The organism is Sphingobium sp. DEHP117 (genome assembly GCF_030867385.1).
Classification (GTDB): domain Bacteria; phylum Pseudomonadota; class Alphaproteobacteria; order Sphingomonadales; family Sphingomonadaceae; genus Sphingobium.
The window spans coordinates 440,498-460,952 of sequence record NZ_JAPFBJ010000001.1 but is presented as its reverse complement, the minus strand read 5'-3'; the positions used below and the strand labels follow the sequence as shown (position 1 = coordinate 460,952).

The window sequence follows — 20,455 nt, the reverse complement described above, 5'->3', positions numbered from 1 at the left end:
CGCAATGGAAGCGGCAAATCGCTGTGCTATGAGCGGGATCGGGGAGAAACGGCATGACACATCCGCTGGTAGCTGCGCTCGAAGAGACGTTTCAGCAGGTGCGTGACATGGACACTCCCCTCGCCGCGCGGCTGAAAGCCATCGCCGACAAGGTGCGCGAACAAAGCCCTGAGTTTGCGGATGCTGTCGACGATTTTGTCGGGCGGCTGGAAGCTGCTCAGGCGGGGCACAGTGCGCCGCAGGTGGGTGACCGCATGCCGCCCTTCACCCTGCCCGATCAGGACGGCAGGCTGGTGAACATGGACGAGCTGCTGGCCGAAGCGCCGCTCATCATCGCCTTCTATCGCGGCCACTGGTGTCCCTATTGCCGCCTCAACATGGTCGGCATGGCCGAGATTCAGGACAAGATTGCGCCAGCAAGGATCGTCGCGATCACGCAGGAGACACGGCAATATACCCGAACGTTACGGGCAGAAGCCGGCGCGAAGTTTCCGTTCCTCAGCGATGTCGGAGGTGGCTATACGCTGTCCATCAATCTCGCCATTTTGGTCGATGAGTTCATGGCATCGCTGATCGAAAGCGCAGGCTGGGACGTGCCGCACTATCAGGGCGGAACCGGGTGGCTGCTGCCTGTACCGGCGGTGTTCGTGGTCGACATGGGCGGAACCATCGTCGCGCGCCACGTCGACCCGGACTATCGGCGGCGGATGGAACCGTCAGACGTTCTGAAATCGCTCGATCTTCTCGGGAAGGGTGGAAAGGCCTGACCAGTCGGCGGCACGCACCAGATTGAGCAGCGCGCTCGCCTCGCGCGAACGCGCGCGACCCGCGACACTATACACCGCCACGGTACGCCGCTGATCCAGCGCCGGATACCTCAGATGGCGGACCCGCTGTGCCTTCATCGCGCTTGCCGGAAGTATCGCAACGCCAAGCCGCGCTGCGACCAGCGCCTCCAGATCACGGATCGAGTCCACCTCATGCGCAAGGTCCAGATTGATGCCGGCCGCATCCAGCCGCGCGCGATTCAGCTCCGCCGGATCAGCATCGGCATGGACGAGGAAGCGCAGGTCCTTCACCAGCTCCACGTCCAGCTCCAGATCGTTGCGCATCGCAAGCTCATGGTCGTTCGCCACGACGAAGTTGAAAGCCTCGGTGAACATCGGCCAGGCCTCCAGCCGATCCCAGCTTTCGCCGATCTGCCCACCCAGCGCGATTTCGACATCCCCATTCTTGAGCCACTCGCCGATCTGCGCGCCGGTTCCGCGCCGGAGCTTGAGTTGCAGGCCGGGGAAGCTGCGGTGCATTTCCGCCAATGGCTCGATCAGAAGATCGAGATCCAGCGTGCGCGACACGCCGATGGAGAGGCATGCGACATCGCCCTTGCGCACCTGCGCCGCGAGCGACTTTGCGCTGATCGCGCTTTCATAACACTGGGTAAGGAGCGGCAGCATTCGCGCGCCCAGATCGGTCAGGTGGCTGAGGCGGCCTTCGCGGCGGATCAACTCGCCGCCCAGTTCGTCCTCAAGCTGCTTGATGGCGCGAGTGAGCGCTGGCTGGGTGACGTTGCACTGCTCCGCTGCGCGGGTGAAGTTCAGCGTTTTCGCAACCGCGATGAAATATCGGACCTGTTGCATCTCCATGGCAGCACCCCCACCGGCATGTTTTTAATGCGGACGTCGAAGAGAATCCAGCATCCTCTGCGCCCGCTCCTCCGCCATCAGGCAGAGCGCGATCGTGCCTGCCATCGCGGCGAGCGCGGCCCAGGCATAGGGCTGAAGAAATGGAAGGCCGATCAGGATCAGGCTGTCGTTGCCGCCCGGTATCATCAGACTGCCCATGCCCATGAGGGCACCGCCGGCCACGCAGCGCATAGCCCTGCGGCCGGACCACCCGCCCGCGCCGCTCCGGATGCCGCCCCCGCTCCACACAGCGCCCGCAAGAAGCGCGACGAACAATGTGAGCCGGGCACTGCTCTCCATGGTCATGCCTCGTGCCAGCTGGGCCAGTGCCTCGGGATAGGTCCACATGCCAGCGGTCAACAGCAGAATGACGAACGTGACGCCGATGACGGCAGTGGCCTGATGCGGCGCCCAGATGTGGCGGGCCAGCATGCCCGCGCGGGCGGAGAGCAAAACGCCGATGCCACGCCAGAGCGCGAACAGCGTCAACGCGATGCCGACAGCAAGAGGAAAATTGGGATAGTGCAGAGCGCTGGGGCGAACCCCAGCGTTACCAAGCCAGGGCAACGCCACCACGCACCCGGCGAGAAAGCCGAGCGGTGTCAGCGCATAATGCCATTCGCCGGACCCAAAGCGCGCGACCGAGCCGAATACGCACGCCTTGTTCACATAGGCGCCAAGCCCCAGAAGTGCGCCGCCAACGACCGTTTGCGCGGACAGGCCTGGATGTGGTGCGGTTTCAGGCATCAGGCCGACCATGCTCCCCAGCGCGATGCCGCCCGCGACCCAGAGCGCCGCTTCACCGAGGGCAACGAAGCGAGTAAAACGGCGCTTGCGCACCACTTCATCAACCGCAGACACCATGCAGGTCGCACCCCGGTTTATGGCGAAGCCCATCACCACCGCGCACGCGATGGCGACGATCAGGCTGAAGGCGGCGGCCGGTGACATCAGTTGCCCGTGGCCGCAGAGGCTATGGAGGCTGCAACTTCGCCGGCCATCTTGAACTGCGCCGGCTTGTCATCGATGCGGTACCGCTTTGCGATGAAATCGAACTCGGACCACGCGACCCACACCGCGCCATCGGCATCCTGCGTCACCAGCATGCGCACCGGCCAGTCCAGCCCGGCATAGGGATTGGACTGGAGGAACTGCACGCCCAATGGCGGGTTGCCGAAGATCACCAGCGTCGACCGCCCAATCTTCAGATCGGCCTGCGCGCCAAGGCCGCTCTGGTCGATCTGGTCGAACAAGCGGATGCCTTTCGCGGCGACATCCGCCTTGAGCCGGACGACGGTGTCGTCAAAACTGTTGGCGCTCTTGAGGCGGACAATGCCATCGGCGGCGGCCACAGGCTGGGGTGTTGGTGCCGCGAAGGCTGGCTGGAGCGAAATGAGGCTACCGGCAAGCATCAGCGCGGCGGCAAAGGGGCGGGTGAGCATGGCATTCTCCTCGACAGTTGGAACGATTGTCCTGCTATCGCCCGAGGAGGCCGCGAAGAAAAATCACCTTGCACTATGGTTTCAATGACGGGAATGCATGGCAACCCGGAAGCCGCGTAATTACTGCCCAGATGATCCGACAGCTTTGTTGGCCATGGCGACGCTCACCAGCCAGGCAGGCTTGCTCTCAAGCAGTTCGCGGATTGAGTTTGCACCCGGCGTTTCGTTCGCCCTTGCCCGCCACACGACAGATGGCGCCGTGCTCCTCCCTCAATCTACTGACGCCAGCTTGCTCAATCGAGGACGTCGATAACCTCGGTCGCCGAGAACCCCCCCAGCAGATATGTCTGGGTTGCGGCCATGTGTTTTCGCCAGTGATTTTCGGCCCCCTCGCTGTCACCCGCCCGGATGAGCGAAACGAGACGTTCCTGCGACCGGTAGGCCGTTTTCGGTTTTGGCAGGACGTGACTGGCGCGATTGTCCGCGCGCCCGGACATCTCGATGTTCTTGGCCACGATTCCCTGTAGAGCGACGCCAAATACCTCCAGCGTGGGATTGCCACATTGCTGAAGCAGGGTCTGGTGAAAGGCGCTAATGATTTCCGCGATGGCGTGTGCATCCGACCAGGCCCACCATTGTTCCTGCATCAGCTCGCCCAAAGCATCGGCCGCCGCTTCAGAATTGCGCTCCGCCGCCAGTCGAGCCGCCGGCGGCTCGATCAGGCTGCGCACTTCATGGATGTGCGCCAGCGTTGCATGGCGCGTCTGCAACGCAATGCCCATCGCCCGGGACACCAGATCGCCCCAGCCGGATGTAACCCGCGCGCCGCCCCGCGCACCGCGGGAGACCTCGATCATGCCTTCCCATTCCAGAATCCGTATCGCCTCGCGCAGTGTCGGACGAGACACGTCGAACTGCTCCATCAACTTGGCTTCTTGCGGAAGGCGGGAATCTTTCGGCAGTTCACCATTGATGATCCAGCGCCGAATTCTTCGGGCAAGCACTTCGGAAGTTTTGGGAATGCGGACGCTTCCCCCCAGGGAATCCATTTACGTCTCCAGTCGGATTACGTCTCCAGTCGGACAGTTAGCGCCCGCAGCATCTGATAGCTTGGTGCCTGGAATGTTTCAAGTTAGACTGCGCGCTCTGCAGGATCGCCAAGGCCCGTCAGATGCGGCTGTATTCTTCAGCCTATCCACCATCGAATGTCCCGCCCGCAGCGCAGACTTCGCCTGCCGGCACGATCGCAGCATCATGTCCATCACTACCCCAGCGGCATCAGCCGGGGTAGCAGCACCGATGCCACGCCCGCCTTGAATCCGAGTTCAGGCTCAGGGAGACCGAACCGGGCGTCATCGACCGATATCCGGATATCACAGCAAAGCACCAACTCCAGGCCGCCCCCCACGGCGAGCCCATTGAAGGCGGCAATCGTCGCCTTGCGGCAGCGGCCCAGCCCGAATAAATCGTGCGCCTCCCAAACGGGAATGGTCTGGGCGCTCTCGTCGCTGTTCATAAGGGCCAGATCGGCGCCCGATGAAAAGGCCTGATCGCCAGCGCCAGTCAGAACCAGTACGCGCAAATCCGGATCGGCCTCATATCCTCAATCCGGGCAAGATCATTCCCTGACATCGCAAACGTCCGCCATCCGGAAACGGGTTCGATTGTTGCGTCAGGGCAAATTGACGATTACCACCGCAAGGAGTTGCAACAAGAACCTATTTGGAATCATTTCATGGTGAAAGCCTCGCGCGTCAAATCATTAGCGGACGATGGCAATCTCATGCCAGATGAAGCGGACGAACCGAAAGGCCGCAAGGGCGCGAGAAAACGGGAAAAAATCATCTGGAATGCCGCGAAACTTTTTGCCGAAAACGGCTATACGGGCACGACGCTGACAGACATCGCAACCGCCGTCGGCACACATCCGGGCAGCCTCTATTACCATTTCAAATCGCGCGACGAGATCACCAGCGCCGTGCTGGAACGATCGATGACGACGATCAGCGAAAGCGTCTACAAGGAACTGGACACGCTCGGCGAGGGGGTGCCATCGCTGGAAAAACTGAAAATCGGCATTGCAGCGCATGTCGCCGTCGTCCTGTCTGACGACCCCTACCTGCCGGCCTACAACCGCATCATCAACGAGGTGCCGCCAAAGCTGAGGCAGGGCACGCTCAAAGCCGCCCGCGAATATGGGCATCGCATGCACGACATACTCGTCAAAGGACAGCAGCTGGGCGAGATACGCGGCGACCTTGACCCGGGTCTCGTCCGGATGCTGCTGTTCGGGAGCATCACCTGGTCCCGGATCTGGTTCAAGCCGGACGGTCGGCGAACCCCGGCGGAGGTGGCCGAACATCTCTGCGGCATCTTCGTTTCCGGCATCCGCCCAGACGCTGCCGCGCCAAATGGCTCCGACAGGTCCGAAAACACGGATTACAAGGCATTGCTGGAGGAAAATGCGAGGTTGAAAAGCGCCGTTCTGGAGCTCACCCTGGAACGCCTGACTATGAAGGGCATACAGGATGAAGTTACGCCAGAGGGTACGACCACGGCAGGGGCCGGGAAGAAGGCGAAGGCGAGACGCAGCGGCCAAAAATGACACGCGGGCTCTCCAGCTCCCTTCGCCGACAAAAATAAGAAATCTATTGCATTTTATACTATCCCCCTTAATGTTGCTGGACGACATGGGAGTATTATGCCGTGGATTCCAATACGGATTTAATTGCTGTCGAGGATATTGGATCCGTCCGTCGCATCATTCTTGACCGGCCGAAACAGCGCAACGCGCAAAGCCAGTCCCTACTGCAAAGCCTAGACCGCGCGCTGCAGGCTGCGCAGGCCGACGCGTCGGTCAACGTCGTGGTGATTGCCGCGAACGGCGAGCATTTTTCGGCCGGGCACGACCTCAAGGAAGCGCAGGAAAAGCGATCCCGCTTCTCTGTTGAGGAACGCTGGCAGTACGAGCAGGAACATTATTTCGATTATTGCATGCGCATCTACAACCTGCCTAAGCCAACGATTGCGGAAGTCCGACGCGAGTATCTCGAGCAGGCGCGCGCATGGGGTGCCGAGGCGGCCGTGACGCTAGACGGCGACGAGATTGCCGGAATGACTTTTCACCACGTTGCGGACACGGTTGGCGGTGCGGAGGTCGCGCGCGCGGCGCGGCATATGCAGCGGGCCGGCAAGATTCGGACTGTGGCCACCTTGCCCATTCCACCAGAGGGCCTGCCGACAGAGCCCGAATTCATGTTCTATCACGCTGATGGCGAGAGGCTGGCACGCATCATCGAGGATGTTGCTTCAGGCAAAGTGACGATGCCGGTTGCACACCGGCTTGCTCTCAGCGACGCGGCCGAGGCTCACCGGCTGATGGAAGGCGGCGGGCTGAGCGGCCGCATTGTGCTTCATCCCTGACTGTCCGGCATGATGCACCAGACGCCCGCCACCGCCACAGTGCGGCAGGCCTGCCGGATCACGCCGTAAAACACCTGGACACAACCGGTCGTGAGCTGACCGGCGTCATGCCAAGGCGACGGTCGTCGGCCAGAAATCGAGACGCGGAGGCTCGACAAGAATTTCGTTCATCCCGTCCATGTCGCCGCGGCTCGTCCGCCAGGCGATATAGTCGTGATAAGACTGTTCGCTGTCCCACGTCTCGATGAACAAGATGGTGCCGGGCTCAGTCGAATGGCGAACGATATGCAAATCGCCGAATCCGGGTCGCTTTGCCGTTTCCTTGATCATCTCCGGCAGATTATCGCAAAAAGCATCAGCCGCGCTTGGTTTGATCTTGATAAGGAAAGTTACCCTGATGCCATCCACGCGTCGATACTCCCTCACCTGATCGTTCACCGCTGCCCACTGCATGCTGATGCACGTGCCGATTCCCGTCATCTGCGATGTCCATTCGACGAACCGTCAGCAGCCTTATCGCCAAACCAGATTAGACTTTCAGAAAAATTTCTCAATCTGTTTTCGTGCCCAGAGCGCTGGTTCGAACTATTGGCCCCGCATCGCGACATTGGCCAAAGCTGCAGATTATCGCGATGCCGGGCCGGGTGATCAACACTGTGGTGAGAAGTATCGCGACTAACATGAACCAGCGCCCGCGTTACCGGTCTTCAAAAGCATGATCCGGCCTCCGAAAACCCCTCATTGTCGACAGCACTTACCTGAGTTCAAACGATGGTTGAGGCGGAGCCGGTCCAGTAAGTGCCAGCAATCAAGAGGAACCAGCTACGACGGTCCTATTGCGGACCCCTGTGGAATGGGCTGGTGGCGGAGAGGGTGTCTCCCGCAATTGTATTATAGAAGTCTGGTTTAACTGCCTATTTTGGATATCGAAGCAATAATGCCCCCAATTATGCTCCCTTTGTTACGACCGGTATGTCGGACGAAGCGGACAAAGTCCACTTGCGCCTGCATGCCCGCTGGTGTCTCGAAGCGGACCTCGAACGGCCGGGGCTGCTGGTCGGGGCGGATCGCGGCCAGGAAGCGCGTCACGGCGTTATAGGCGCCTTCATAGCCCATCTCGCGTATCTCCCGCGTCAACCGCACGGCGGTGAGATCGATAAAGGCCGCAACACGCTCGCGGAGATAGTCGAGATAGGGTGCCAGCTTGCTTGGCCGCCCTACAGAGCGCGGGCCATAGACCGGCGCTTCGATTCCGCGCTCGATATATTTGCGGATCGTTTTGGGATCGCGCCCAGTACGGCGCGCAATCGCGATTATCGGCACGCCTTGCCGATGCAGTTCCAGTATCATCATGAGTTCTCCAAGTCGGACCATCGATGCCGCCTCCCCGTGAGAAGGCTATGGCATTGATTTTGCCTCTTCTCTCTCTGCCGGGGCTAGCCCCGGCAGAAAGAGAAGAAAGGATCAACAACCAGGGATTTTTCAAAGCCCATAATCAGGGAGTTTTGCACGCCCAATGACACTGTGGTTATAGGTCGCCTCCGAAAGACCCATCTTCCGGCTCACCTCGGCAACAGGCGTTCCAACCTCAGCCTGACGCAAGGCAAAGGCGATCTGCTCGCCCGTCAACTTCGACTTCTTCATCAGCAAAATCCTCCGCTCCAATCAGCTTCAGTCTTGCCAGAAATCTCTCATTCTCAATGGATACATTTATCGGGATAGGGTTACCACAGTGTGGCCCCTTTTATTACCGCTGTTCTCACTCTGATGCATCGCCTAGCGGTTATCGAAATTCCGCGAGTTTCCATATCATTATTAGGCAATGGATAGGGAACTCAGGCTGCCATTCCAAAATGTAACGATATGTCGAAATTGTTTTGGACAATACTGGGCATAGGCAAGAAACAGCAATTATGGATTCTCGGAGAGCGCACAAAAATATTTTTCGGCAACTGTCCTGTTTCTGCACGATTGCGACGCTCAACCCAAGGAAAACCGTACCGAATTGGCACGGTTGCACGATTTTTTTCGTTTCATGGCGTCAATCCGGCAGTTCATCGCTTTCGTCACATTTGTCACGGAATCCCGGCTTATTGCGAGCGAACCGGAAAATGGTTAACGGTTTTTCGGCAAAGCAATATCTGTGGGCTGGCTAAGGGAAGGCCGGCCTCTGGGGTTAGCGGGGTGAGTCAGCAGATCCGACTGATTCGGGCAGGCAGGCACACACATATATTTTTTGGCGCAGCTCTGGGCACGGCGGCGCTTTCAGGCGGAAGCCAGTTCTTGATGGTCTGCATCAGCGCCCTGCTCAGGGCGCAGCGGACCGGGGGGCTTCAGCATAACTGGAGTGTTAAGTGTGACGATCATAACGGTTAATTCTTCCCAGGGATTGATGAGCGCAGTGGCAAAAGCCGCTAACGGGGACGTCATCAAGCTGGCAGCGGGAACATATAGCAATGTTACCCTCAAAGGGCTGAACTTCCAGAACGGGGTGACGATCACCTCCGCCGATCCCAACAAGCAAGCCGTGCTGACCGATCTTATGATCACGGGCAGCAAGGGCATCAAAATTCAGAATCTCGAACTATTCAATAGCAAGAGTGTTGACCTGGCCTTCCAGGTGCTGGGCTCGTCGAATATCATGCTCGATAACCTCAATGTGCATGGCGTAGCCAGTTTGGCGGCCACTGCAAACGCGCGGCTGATGATTATTCGCAGCAGCAGCAACGTGCAGGTGCTGAACAGCGAATTTTCTTACGGCTGGCACGGCATCAGCATGTTGAACAACAAGCAGGTCCAAATCGAGAATAACTATTTCCACGATTTGAGGACCGACGGAGTGCGCGGCGGCGGCAACTCCGATCTCACCATCCGTGCGAATATGTTCACGAACTTTTATCCTCAGGCGGCCGATCATCCGGATGCGATCCAGCTCTGGACAACCAACACGTCACAGGCGTCGAGTAATATTCTCATTGACCAGAATGTGGTCACGCGCGGCACCGGCACCCAGATTCAGGGTATTTTCATGCGAGACGTCAGCGGTGTTTTGCCCTTCAATAACGTGACGATCACCCATAACCTGATCGAAGGCGCGCGCAACAATGGTATCGCATTGAACGGCATCAAGACCGGCACGGTCGCGAACAACGTGGTGCAGGGCTTCCCCGATCACAAGTCCGGTATCCAGACGTCGAACGTCACGGGCCTCTCCGTGATGAACAACCTGTCGTCTCTGTTCTTTAATGCGCTCAAGCCGATCGTGGGCACCAATGGAAACCTCGTCATTCCCTACGCCACCGACAATGGCGCGGCTACTGCGGCACAGTGGCTGACACAGCACAGCGCGTTTGCTGCCGCCTGGAAGCTGGTGGACCCCAAAGCTTTCGCCTCGGTGTTCACCATCAAAGGCGGGATTACCAATCCTAATCCCAACCCCAATCCCAAACCTACCCCCGGTAATGATGACGATACGCCATTGGTTCTGACGAAAGCGATGGCGCTGGATGCCAGTGGCGGCATTTCCGCACTTGCGGCGGTATCGACCGCTGTAGCTGCCGTGGCGCAGGACACGTCGATCACCGATACCACTCAGCCCGGCAACGCCAACACGCCCACAGCAGCTGCGGATGATGGTGGCGTTCTTCCGGCGGCCGGGCCTGGCCCGGTCCCGGCGGACGAAGACATCGACGATACAATTCCGGTCGATCAGGCAGCGGCCACAGTGGACGACGCGAGCCAGGCAACCCCGGCCGATGAAGACAGTGCTGCTGATGATGAGGCCATAATCATTGATACTACGGTGGCTACCGATGAAGCAGACGATGCTACCGTAAATCTCATTGATACGAGAGCAGGCGGCGTTGTTGAAGCCATGATCGGTGTTGATCATATCCAGATCGCGGTAACCGAGAAGCCGATCGATAATGACATCGTCGTCATCGATTTTGAGGTGGGCGTCGACAAGATCATTCTCACAGATGCCCGCGCTGGCGCTACGGCGCAAAACGCGCAGACATTTACCTTCATCGACACAGCCTCCTTCACAGGCAAGGCGGGCGAGGTACGCTATTCCGACGCTCAACTCGGCGTGATGGTGCAGGCTGATATCGACGGCGATGGCACGGTGGATGCCGAATTTTTCTTACGCGATGTGCATACGCTGACGGTGAACGACTTCCTACTCTGAGCGATTGCATGATGCACCAGCGGCATTTATAAATAGAATTATCAATTAAATTCAGTATGTTATGACTTGGGCGGGGCGCTTTGTGCGTGCCGCCCAACTTTTCTATAGTGTTTGGCCGCTTAACCATTGGCTGTAGTCAGCACGAAATAGCTAATCGTTAAAAACACCTTCATTCGATTAATCCTCTGCGCACATCGCCAAGCTGATGTGGTCGCAATCGGCTGGAGGCTAAATTAGTGGCAGTTATCTCAGTAAATTCGGTGAGCCAACTCACGAGTGCTTTGTCAAAGGCACAAAACGGCGATGTTATACAGCTCGCATCTGGTAATTATTCCAATGTAATGCTCAGTAACATCAAGATTAATGGCAACGTAACCATTACTTCTGCCGATCCTCTACACCAAGCTGTTCTCAGCGATCTGATCGTCAAGGGCAGCAGCGGCATCACTCTCAAAAATCTCGATCTCAGCAACCCGGTTGCCGGCAAGGACTTCGCGTTTCAGGTGCTCGGTTCCTCCAACATTGTGCTGGATCACCTCAAGGTTCATGGTCCTAACAATATCGGCTCGGGCAACGAAGTCTCGCTGATGATGGTGCGCAGCAGCAGCAACGTGACGGTGAAGGACTCCGAGTTTTTCAACGGCTTCAGCGGTCTCTCCATGCTGAACAACAACGGTTTGACCGTCACCAACAACTATGTCCATGACATGCGCCTGGATGGGGTACGCGGCGGCGGCAACTCGAACCTCACCGTCACGCAGAATACCTTCACCAATTTCCACCCCGCGCCGCTGGATCACCCCGATGCCATCCAGCTCTGGACGAACAACACCAGCACTTCGGCGACCAACATCAATATAACCGATAACCTGATCGTGCGGGGCAATGGTGCGCCGATCCAGGGCATCTTCATTCGCGATATCGGCGGTAACCTGCCGTTCAAGAACCTCAACATCACCGGCAACATGATCGTCGGTGCGCGCTATAACGGCATCTCTGTCGATGGTGCAGACGGCGCGACCATCGCCAACAACACAGTGGCGGGCTATGTGGGCGAGCAAAGCTGGATCCGCACAAACAACTCCACCAACGTGACGGTCGCCAACAACCAGTCGACCGCATTCGTCGCGCAGCAGCAGAATATGCCTGGTGTTAACGGCAATGTTCAGATTACGCCGGTGATGGATCTCGGCACCAGCGCTGTGACGGCATGGCTCTCGACCCATGGCGGATTTTCCGGGCACTGGGCGAGCTCGGATGCGACCTTGCTGCAAACCCTGGGGTTGACGGCAGTATCGCTTGCAAACGCGACGGCGCTCCGTGCGCAGGCCACGACGATCAACGGCACAGCAGGAGACAACCGTCTGTTTGCCTCCGGTACCTGCGACTCCATCGTTGATGCCGGCGATGGCAACGACTCGATCGATGGTGGTAAATATTTCAGCCATCAGCTTAAGGGCGGCAACGGCGATGACACCTATTTCATCCGCTCGCAGACCGCGACTGTGGTGGAAGTTGCGGGCCAGGGATATGACAGCGTGCGTACCTTCGTCGACTATACGCTAACCAGCGAGGTCGAAAATCTGCGGCTCGAAACCGGCGGTTTGACGGGCACTGGCAATAGCATGAACAACACGATTATCGGATCCGCCGGCGTCGACAAAATCTATGGCATGGATGGCAACGACAATATCCAGGCGCGCGACGGAGATGACTCGATCTGGGGTGGCCTCGGGATCGATACGCTGCGCGGCGAGAACGGCAATGACACCCTGTTCGGTGACCTGGGTGACGACAAGCTCGATGGCGGCGCGGGTAACGACAAGCTCGATGGCGGCGACGGTAACGATCTGATGCTTGGCGGTGCTGGCAACGATGTCATGACCGGAGGTGCCGGCGCGGATATCTTTCGCTTTTACGCCGCAGACGTTGCAACATATTCGGTTGACGAGATAACCGACTTCGCCAGCGGTGCCGACAAGATCGACCTGAGGCAAATCTATCCGGGCGGTGGGCGCTTCACCTTCATCGGCACGCAGGGTTTCCACAACAAGGTCGGCGAACTGCACTATACCGTGGTCAACGGCAGCGCGGTGGTCGAGGGAGACATGAACGGCGACGGCAAGGCAGACTTCACGATCGTGATCGACAACGTCACGAAACTTTCTGTCGGCGATTTCGTTATCTGAGTTTCCGTTCCCTCGCACAAACCTCGTCCCCTGTCGAACTTCGGTTCGGCAGGAGACCGCCTCATCGTGTCATGAGACTAAATCAAAATGAAATCGCTCGCGGATAGATTGGGTAGTCCGGCCAGTTGGGCTATCTGGATCTGTGCCGCACCGCCTAGACCGTCTGCGTCATAATAGAGTATGCCCGTAATCTGGTTATAGACCAGATGCTGACCGGCTGTTGTGGCGGTCGTACCAATCGCGAAGGCTGTAGGGTCGAGAACACCAGTAGGGTCTCCGGCGAATGCCGCGAAGGCCGAGCGGGTGAGGGCGATGTGGTCCTCGCCCACGGTGAAATCTGTGATAGTGTCTTTGTTGACGCTGCTTTCAAAGATATCCAGCAAAAACGTATCGAGACCGAGGCCGCCGGTCAGCTTATCGGCGCTCTGTCCGCCGTTCAGTGTGTCGTTACCCGCGCCGCCAGAAAGGAAATCCTTGCCGAGTCCTCCTAGCAGCAGATTATCGCCAGCGTTACCGGTCAAGGTATTGGCAAGGTCGTTACCCGTCGCATCAATGTTCGCGGTGCCGGTCAACACAAGTTTATCGACATTTGCTGACAGGCCGTAAGTTACGGAAGACTTCACCGTATCGGTCCCCTCCCCTGCATTCTCAATCACCTGGTCGGCAACATTGTCGACCATATAGGTGTCATTCTCCGTTCCGCCAACGAGCACATCACCGCCCGCGCCGCCATCGAGTAAATCATTGCCCGCGTTACCAGTAAGTGTATTGACTCCGGCATTACCCGTTAGTTTGTCCGCAAATGCGGATCCTTCAATGTTTTCGATGGCAATCAACGTGTCGGATCCCGCGCCGCCCGTGTTCTGCGCCTTGGTGACGGCGAGTGACAATGCCACGGCCGAGGTCGCGTCCACATAGCTGACGGTGTCATTGCCGGTTCCACCGTCGAGAAGGTCGTTGCCAGCGCCACCGTTAAGTATGTCGTTGCCCCCCTGGCCGGAAATTTTATCGTTTCCAGCCAATCCTGTAAACGATTCGCCACCTGACGAACCTGTGAGCAAGTCGTCGCCGGAGGTGCCTACGAAATCACCAACAAGAGCCGGTTGAGCACTGACGGTTACATGAATGACCCCTTGCACCGAGAGCCCCATGGTGTCCGTGGCTGTGACTGGCAGAGCGACTATCTGGCCTTGATAGCCCGCCAATGCAGCTGAGGACGCGATGGAGATTACTCCTGTGACCGGGTCGATCACGAACGTGCCGCTCAGAGTGTCAACCAATGCATAGGTCAACATGTCGCCAGCGTCTGGGTCATTTCCTGTCGCCGTTCCTACAACCGTGCCGACAGCTGCATTTGTCGCCACAGTAAAACCGGGGTCCGCGATCGAAGTGGGCGCTTCATTAATGTTGGTCACCATTATTGTCTGAACGATATTGGTGATCGCGCCGATGGCATCGGACACCGCTATGTTGACGACATAGATGTTGTCCTGGTTTGAATCAGCGGGGTTTTCAAAGTCTGGCGCAGCCGAGAAGACCAATACACCCGTGGTCGCATCAATCAGGAAACGCGCGGCGTCTGTGCCACCTGTGATGGAATAGCTGATGCCTGATCCTTCAGCGTCACTATCATCCATTACAGCTAAATCGACAGCAAATGTGCCATTCTCTGCCGCATTTACAGTCATGCTGCTTGTGACTACCGGGGCGGTATTCACAGAGATCGAAAAATACTGAACAGGAGCGTATTCGTAGATGTAAGGATCAGAGAGAGCATAGCCATTAGGTGCAAGCATCGCCGCCGTTACGCTGGCGTCCCTCAGCGTGGTGCCACCAAATCCTGACAGCGCGCCATTCGCATACGTGCCGAGTGAAGCCTTGCTCGCGCCAAGATATATACGGATCGGAATCGTCAAAGCCTTGTTGAAATCGATTTGAACGGTGTCTGGCCCCACGATCGCAACATTCGAGATTGCAAGTCCTCCTACCGTTCCGCCGCCCGATGAATTCGCCAAGGAAAAGCCCATATTAGGTGGCGGGCTGATGAAGTTCTCCGCGCGATAGGGCGAGGGATCGTTAACTAGATAGGTGTCGACACCAGAGAAATGCACAATCACTGAGGTAGGCGAAACTCGGGTGACTGCGTCCATAACGATAGGTGCATTTTCCTGGCCGTTGACTAGGTCGAACATCCTTGATCCGATAGTCTGGCCCATCATGTAATAGCCCTCAGGAGAGAGATGGGTATAATCTTGAGTCACCCACGAGGGAAATTCTGCTTCGAACTGAAATTCCGTAGCGCCAAGTGTGACGTTGGGGTTGCTCAGTACATAATCTAATTGATCAATCGCGACCGATTTATCACCAAAGCCCCGAACCTGCGACACGACCCCAAAAACATCCGCGTTCGTTCCGACAATTCCCTTAGCTGCCGCTTCGACTTGATCGAACATTCGTCCGAGCACATATTCATATCCATAACCGGCCCGGCCTGCTGCCGTGGAATTGAGATAGGTATCCGACTGGCCCTGAATCCAGTTCAATAATAAATTGTCATCAAGTTCATATCCCTGCGCCCGACCGTAATTCGCCGCAAGCTGCATCTGGGTTACCAGATTATCGTAGAATACCGGTGCCCCGGCGTCGTTGTTATAAAACAACGCCCCCGTATCCGTGCGAACATAGAAATCATATGTTCCATTCTGAAGATCGACAGCAAAAATCTCACCTGACGTTTTGTGCTGTAAGCCCTCGGCAAAGGACGCGAATATGTCACTCTTCGATGTCATCAACTGGAGTACGGACCTACCGCCGGCGCCTGTGTTGATATGTACAAAAGTAGGTGCTGTCAGTCCATGTGACTGATATTGAAATTCCAGCATGTTCATCATGCCACTGACATGCGATTCGGTTATGGTTTCGGCCAGAGGCTTGAACCCACTGAAGGTAGACGGGTTAACTGCTTTTCCACCCCAGCCGAAGCTAGGTGGAATAGTACTACCAAAATTCAATCCCAAAACCTCGTTTGGATATGGTGGCGTGGAGGATAACGTGTAATGATTGTGAGATGCACCTACCGAGAGCGACTGACCGCTGGTGAACACGAGCTGCAAATTGGGTTGGTCAGTTACCCTGACCGAAAGTGCAGTATCACTATACAGCCCCTGACTGTCCCTGACCCGCACCATCAGGTCATAAACATTGTCATGGTTGTTATCGCCGGGCTTCTCGAAATCGGGCGCAGTGAAAAACCGCAGCCCGCCGGTTGCCCCATCCAGCGCGAATGATGCTGCATCCACACCGCCTACTATCTGAAAAGTCAGGCCGTTACCTACTGTGTCCTGATCGTCTGCCGCACCGAGCATGACAATTGAAAGAGCGTTCTCCACAGTTGAAAATGGACCACTGTCAGTTAGCCTCGGTGATACGGCTGCGCTGCTAGTAGACTCGGGATCCGGCATGGTAGCTCTCTCAAAAAAATGGGAACGTGATGAGTTCTGCACGGCGCCAAAATTGGACAATGGTATCTTCGCTCTTGCAAAATATGGCCATTTTAGGTTCCTTATGTCAAGGCGATTAAGAACGTTGTTCTTTTCGTTCTGCCTCATTTTGAAACTGGATCGTTACGTGGTCGCCGAAGGTTCCGCTTATTCATCGCTAGGGCTACGATCAGCATGGCACGAACAAGTTGGTGCGGGATATCGGCGAGCGAGCAGTACGGATGATGGTAAGCGTGGCATGGAGGCCGCCTTGCATGATGGCGTCGATATAGGCTGATTGCCGTTCTTTTTGGAGCGGTGATGATGGACGATTTCGACGATCAGGATACAAGTAGTCCTACGAGTGGTCATATGAGTGATCGTATGACCACTCGGATCGAGGTTGTTGACCGCGTGTCGGGCCGTCGGCGCTGGACGGTGGAGCAGAAGCTGGCGATCCTGCGTGATGCGTTTGGCTGCGAAGGCTCGGTGCGTACCGCCTGCGAGCGGCATGAGATTGGCAGCGGGCAGCTTTATACCTGGCGGCGCCTGGCGATGTCGGGCGAGTTGACGGGGACCAAGCGGACGGCATTACCGTCATTTGCCGAGGTCGAGGTATCGGAGTCTTCGCTTCCGGTTATTTCAGCCCCCACGCAGGCGTCCGGCCAGATCGGGATCGAGCTTCCTTCGGGTGTGAAGCTGACGGTGGACGCCGGGATCGATACCGATGCGCTGGCACGGGTAATCGGCGTACTAGACCGATGATCCCGCTATCTCCTTCGACGCGCATTTACCTTGCCTGCGGTGCGACCGACATGCGCAACTATGCGGCGTCCATGATTATGCGGAGTAGATGGCGGAGACGGGCTGGTTTTTCAGTCTTCACCGCGCTTTCGACTCCACATAACCGAGCGCTATCCAGTTGCGAGCATCGCGATCAACTTGTCCGGCGGTCGGAATTTCCCCGGCTTGATGCCGAGCGGCGCGAGGGCGCCAAGCATCTCGAGTTTTTCGGCCGGGTCAGCGCGCAGGTAAATCTCGGTACTTTGGAGGGTGGCGTGGCCGAGCCACAGTGCGACCTTGCGGATGTCGCGCGTCGCCTGCAGCATGTGCATCGCGCAGCTATGCCGCAGCACATGAGGTGATATCGGCTTGGTGCCAAGCGAGGGCACGACATGCGCCGCCGCCGCGGCGTGCTTTGCCAGGATATATTCAAACCCGGCACGCGTCATCGCCCGGCCGGCGTTGTTCAGGAATAGCGTCGTGTCGCTGTCCTTCGGCCTGACCGCGATCCAGGCACGGATCGCGGCGGCGGTCTCCTGCCAGAGCGGCAGCACGCGCTCTCGTCGCCCTTTGCCGATGATATGGATGCTGGCGGGCAACCGTCCGTCGAACTGGCTAAGGGCGAGACCGACAAGCTCAGAAACGCGCAATCCGCCCGCAAAGGCCAGATGCAGCATGGCCCGATCGCGGATGCCGGACATTGTACGCCGATCCGGAGCATCAAGCAGCGCTTGAACTTCGGCGCGCGATAACGAAGCGACCAGTGCCTCGTCGATTTTCTTCATCGGAATGGAGTGCACCCGAAGAGCCTGGTCGAGAACGGCGGGCACGCGATGCTCAAGATAGCGGAAGAAGGACTTCACGGCCGCCAACCGTGCGTTACGCGAACGGGCCTTGTTGCCGCGCACCTCTTCGACATGTTGCAGGAAGGAAAGGATCATTGGCACGTCGATATCCTCGATCTGCAGCAGGCAGGGTCGTTTGCGCAATCGCTGCGCGGCAAATGTCACCAGCAGCTGAAAGCTGTAGGCATAGGCATCGCAGGTATGAACGCTGGCACGCCGTTCGTTAGGAAGGTGTCCGCGCAGGAATGCAGTGAGATGTGGGGCAAGTTGGGTCATGCCAAATCTCCCCGGTGCAAAGCCTCGCCGGCCGCTGCCATGTGCGCCATCAGCTCGGGCGTTGCCTGGAGATACCAATACGTATCGGTCACATGGGCATGGCCCAGATAGGTGCTCAGGGCGGTGATGTGACGGGCAACTGCTTGGGCATCGTGCGCACAGCGCTCGAGGGAACGAACAGCGAATGTGTGGCGCAAATCGTGGATCCGGGCTCCTCGTAATCCTGGATCACCGCGCAGTCCGATCGATCGAGCAATCTGCAGGAATACTGTTACCACCGTTGGATAGGCGAGCGGCGCACCCTGATGCGAAATGAAGAGTACGTCGCTTAGACTCGGTACCTTCAGGCGGTTGGCGAGATACCCGTCCAAAGCGCGCCTCGTCGTCGGATGGAGCGGCAGCAGCCTGCTCTTCTTGAACTTGGTCATGGCAATAATCAGCCCATCGCCGGTCACGTCCGACAGCCGGATGGCGAGCGCCTCCGAAATGCGCATGCCGGTCGCCGCGATCAGCCCGAACAGCGTGGCGTATGTGACCGGTCGGATCGAACCATTGGGGCCAAGGTGATGCGCGGCGTCGATCAGCCGCCTGATGTCGCCTGGGCTGTAGATATAAGGTGTGCGGCGCTTGTGACTGGCGCGGCCGAAAAGGTCAGCCGCGGGCACTTCATGACGCGGATCTTCGGCATGCAGTGCGAGCGCGAAGCGGCGCACCGTCAGTAGACGGTTACGTCGTTGCTCTGGCGATGGTGCCTGCAGCGCCCACTCGCGCACGGACCCCGTCGTGATGATATGCTCGCCGCGAAGCTCGGCGAAGTTGACAAAGTTGCGCAGGAGGATGCCCGGTGTCCGGAATTTGAATCCCAGCGCGCAATGAAGCGCGGCATGATCGGCAAGGAGCTGACTCAGCATTGCAGCTCTCCCGGCCAGGGCTGGGCAATCTGCTCCAACATCGGAATATCAACCTTGGCGTAATGCGCGGTCATATCGAGCGAACGGTGACGTAGCATCGTGCCGACGGCCTCGAGCGTGGCGCCCGATCGCAGCATCGAAGTTGCGGCGGAGTGGCGCAGCAAGCTTGCTCCTCTCGACGGCGGATCGGAAATACCAGCCCGCTTCAGCGCCAGTGCCACGGTAGTGGAGACGTGGCTGGACTGAGAGAATGACCGGTAGGGCGCGACCATCGTGACAAACACTGCAGCTTGATCCACGCGGGGGCGTTCCTGCTCGATATAGGCTATAATGGCATCGCCGACGTCCTGCGGGAGTGGCAATCGAACCTCACGGCGTGCTTTGCCTCTGAGATGCAGCATACCCGACGGCCAGTCGAGATCGCTGAGTCTGAGCCCAGCGACATCCCCGGCCCGGAGAGCGAGGCGCCATAACAAGAGCAGGATCGCCCGGCTGCGCAAGCGTCCCGTGGTGAGCTGATCGCAGGAAGCAATGACGCGGTCGACGTCTCCGGCGGACAGGTAGCGCGGCAACGATGAAAGGCGCCATTGCACAACCGTCGGGATGGCATGGTCGAGGTTGGGACGGCAAAGCCCGGCACCGGCAAGGAAACGCAGATAGCTGCGCAAGGCACTGGTTATGGTCCGCATGTTGGCGGGACCGGTCCGCTCACGCCACTCGCGGACAACCTTACGGACGAGGGTTGCGTCATAGTCGTGGGTCGCCGTGCCAAACGCTGGCAGCAATCTATGCAAATCGCGACGATGGCGGGTGATCGTCCGCTCCGACAGACCCCGATGAACGCGTAACCAGCTCTGGTAGTCGTCAAGAAGAGGATGTGGCGAAGCGACCTTCAAGGGGGCTCGCGCGACACCAGCCCGTTGGAGGAAGGTGCAGAACCGCTTGGCGCGGCGCCAATAGTTGGACGAGATGCTTTGCCATTGCCGCCCACCGGGACACCGACACCGATGTTCGGCAAAACGGCGAACAACATTGTCATCGATGGCATCGATCGGGATGCCTGCGCTACCCAGCCAGGTTGCGAAATGGCGCGCTGAAGCTGTGTAGCCTTCAATGGTCAGCGACGTATATCTCTGAGCGGCAAGGTCGGCCGCGAACTTATCGATCCATGGCAACAATGGCCCCGGATCGAGGAACCAGCGATCACGATTATTGGCATCCATATTTACTCTCCTC

General features: G+C 58.1%; 15 protein-coding genes and 3 pseudogenes. 6 read left to right on the top strand and 12 right to left on the bottom strand.

Annotation, left to right across the window (positions count from 1 at the left end; genetic code table 11):
- Positions 1-53: 53 nt before the first annotated feature.
- Positions 54-767 (top strand): redoxin family protein, encoded by a 714-nt coding sequence (locus OOT33_RS02280; protein WP_307748354.1) that lies wholly within the window; start codon positions 54-56, stop codon positions 765-767.
- On the opposite strand, the gene OOT33_RS02275 is transcribed toward OOT33_RS02280, so the two are convergent.
- From OOT33_RS02275 to OOT33_RS02255, 5 genes and pseudogenes are all read right to left on the bottom strand, one after another.
- Positions 717-1,643 carry a LysR substrate-binding domain-containing protein gene (locus OOT33_RS02275; RefSeq protein WP_307748353.1) on the bottom strand — a complete coding sequence of 309 codons (927 nt, stop codon included), beginning with the start codon at positions 1,641-1,643 and terminating at the stop codon, positions 717-719. The two genes, OOT33_RS02280 and OOT33_RS02275, sit on opposite strands and share 51 nt — an antisense overlap.
- A gap of 24 nt (positions 1,644-1,667) precedes the next feature.
- Positions 1,668-2,633, bottom strand: coding sequence for a YeeE/YedE thiosulfate transporter family protein (locus tag OOT33_RS02270; RefSeq protein ID WP_307748352.1), 966 nt, complete (start codon positions 2,631-2,633; stop codon positions 1,668-1,670).
- Positions 2,633-3,124, bottom strand: a complete 492-nt coding sequence (locus OOT33_RS02265) for a DUF302 domain-containing protein (RefSeq protein WP_307748351.1) — start codon at positions 3,122-3,124, stop codon at positions 2,633-2,635. The genes OOT33_RS02270 and OOT33_RS02265 overlap by 1 nt, the downstream gene beginning before the upstream one ends.
- Positions 3,125-3,417: 293 nt before the next feature.
- Entirely contained in the window at positions 3,418-4,173 is a 756-nt protein-coding gene (locus tag OOT33_RS02260) for a GntR family transcriptional regulator (RefSeq protein ID WP_307748350.1), read from the bottom strand.
- 215 nt (positions 4,174-4,388) lie between these two features.
- Positions 4,389-4,712, bottom strand: a pseudogene (locus OOT33_RS02255) (enoyl-CoA hydratase/isomerase family protein); the annotation flags it as partial.
- A 147-nt stretch (positions 4,713-4,859) separates the two neighbouring features.
- Between OOT33_RS02255 and OOT33_RS02250 the strand changes: the two are divergent.
- Positions 4,860-5,729 (top strand): TetR family transcriptional regulator, encoded by an 870-nt coding sequence (locus tag OOT33_RS02250; protein WP_307748349.1) that lies wholly within the window; start codon positions 4,860-4,862, stop codon positions 5,727-5,729.
- Positions 5,730-5,830: 101 nt separating this feature from the next.
- On the top strand, positions 5,831-6,547 hold the full coding sequence (locus OOT33_RS02245) for an enoyl-CoA hydratase-related protein (RefSeq protein WP_307748348.1): 717 nt from the start codon (positions 5,831-5,833) through the stop codon (positions 6,545-6,547).
- Between the two features lie 105 nt (positions 6,548-6,652).
- Here OOT33_RS02245 and OOT33_RS02240 read toward each other — a convergent pair whose 3' ends face one another.
- The 3 genes and pseudogenes from OOT33_RS02240 to OOT33_RS02230 form a co-directional block, all read right to left on the bottom strand.
- Entirely contained in the window at positions 6,653-7,027 is a 375-nt protein-coding gene (locus tag OOT33_RS02240; protein ID WP_307748347.1) for an antibiotic biosynthesis monooxygenase, read from the bottom strand.
- A 498-nt stretch (positions 7,028-7,525) separates the two neighbouring features.
- Positions 7,526-7,921: pseudogene (locus tag OOT33_RS02235) on the bottom strand (helix-turn-helix domain-containing protein); the annotation flags it as partial.
- 156 nt (positions 7,922-8,077) lie between these two features.
- Positions 8,078-8,191, bottom strand: a pseudogene (locus tag OOT33_RS02230) (transposase); the annotation flags it as partial.
- A gap of 712 nt (positions 8,192-8,903) precedes the next feature.
- On the opposite strand from OOT33_RS02230, the gene OOT33_RS02225 reads away from it, so the two are divergent.
- Both OOT33_RS02225 and OOT33_RS02220 read left to right on the top strand, forming a co-directional pair.
- Entirely contained in the window at positions 8,904-10,736 is a 1,833-nt protein-coding gene (locus OOT33_RS02225; RefSeq protein ID WP_307748346.1) for a right-handed parallel beta-helix repeat-containing protein, read from the top strand.
- A 341-nt stretch (positions 10,737-11,077) separates the two neighbouring features.
- A complete protein-coding gene (locus OOT33_RS02220; RefSeq protein WP_307748344.1) occupies positions 11,078-12,925 on the top strand; it encodes a right-handed parallel beta-helix repeat-containing protein in 1,848 nt (615 codons plus the stop codon).
- Between the two features lie 77 nt (positions 12,926-13,002).
- On the opposite strand, the gene OOT33_RS02215 is transcribed toward OOT33_RS02220, so the two are convergent.
- Positions 13,003-16,386, bottom strand: coding sequence for a hypothetical protein (locus tag OOT33_RS02215; protein ID WP_307748343.1), 3,384 nt, complete (start codon positions 16,384-16,386; stop codon positions 13,003-13,005).
- A 390-nt stretch (positions 16,387-16,776) separates the two neighbouring features.
- Here OOT33_RS02215 and OOT33_RS02210 point away from each other — a divergent pair, with 390 nt between their 5' ends.
- On the top strand, positions 16,777-17,169 hold the full coding sequence (locus OOT33_RS02210; protein ID WP_307748342.1) for a transposase: 393 nt from the start codon (positions 16,777-16,779) through the stop codon (positions 17,167-17,169).
- Positions 17,170-17,318: 149 nt separating this feature from the next.
- Here the strand turns inward: OOT33_RS02210 and OOT33_RS02205 are convergent, their stop codons facing one another.
- The 3 genes from OOT33_RS02205 to OOT33_RS02195 are packed head-to-tail and all read right to left on the bottom strand — an operon-like array spanning position 17,319 to position 20,442.
- A complete protein-coding gene (locus OOT33_RS02205) occupies positions 17,319-18,308 on the bottom strand; it encodes a tyrosine-type recombinase/integrase (protein ID WP_307748341.1) in 990 nt (329 codons plus the stop codon).
- Positions 18,305-19,219, bottom strand: coding sequence for a tyrosine-type recombinase/integrase (locus OOT33_RS02200; RefSeq protein WP_307748340.1), 915 nt, complete (start codon positions 19,217-19,219; stop codon positions 18,305-18,307). Before OOT33_RS02200 ends, OOT33_RS02205 begins: the two co-directional genes overlap by 4 nt.
- Complete coding sequence (locus tag OOT33_RS02195) at positions 19,213-20,442, bottom strand: tyrosine-type recombinase/integrase (protein WP_307748339.1); 1,230 nt, start codon at positions 20,440-20,442, stop codon at positions 19,213-19,215. The genes OOT33_RS02200 and OOT33_RS02195 overlap by 7 nt, the downstream gene beginning before the upstream one ends.
- Between the last annotated feature and the right edge of the window lie 13 nt (positions 20,443-20,455).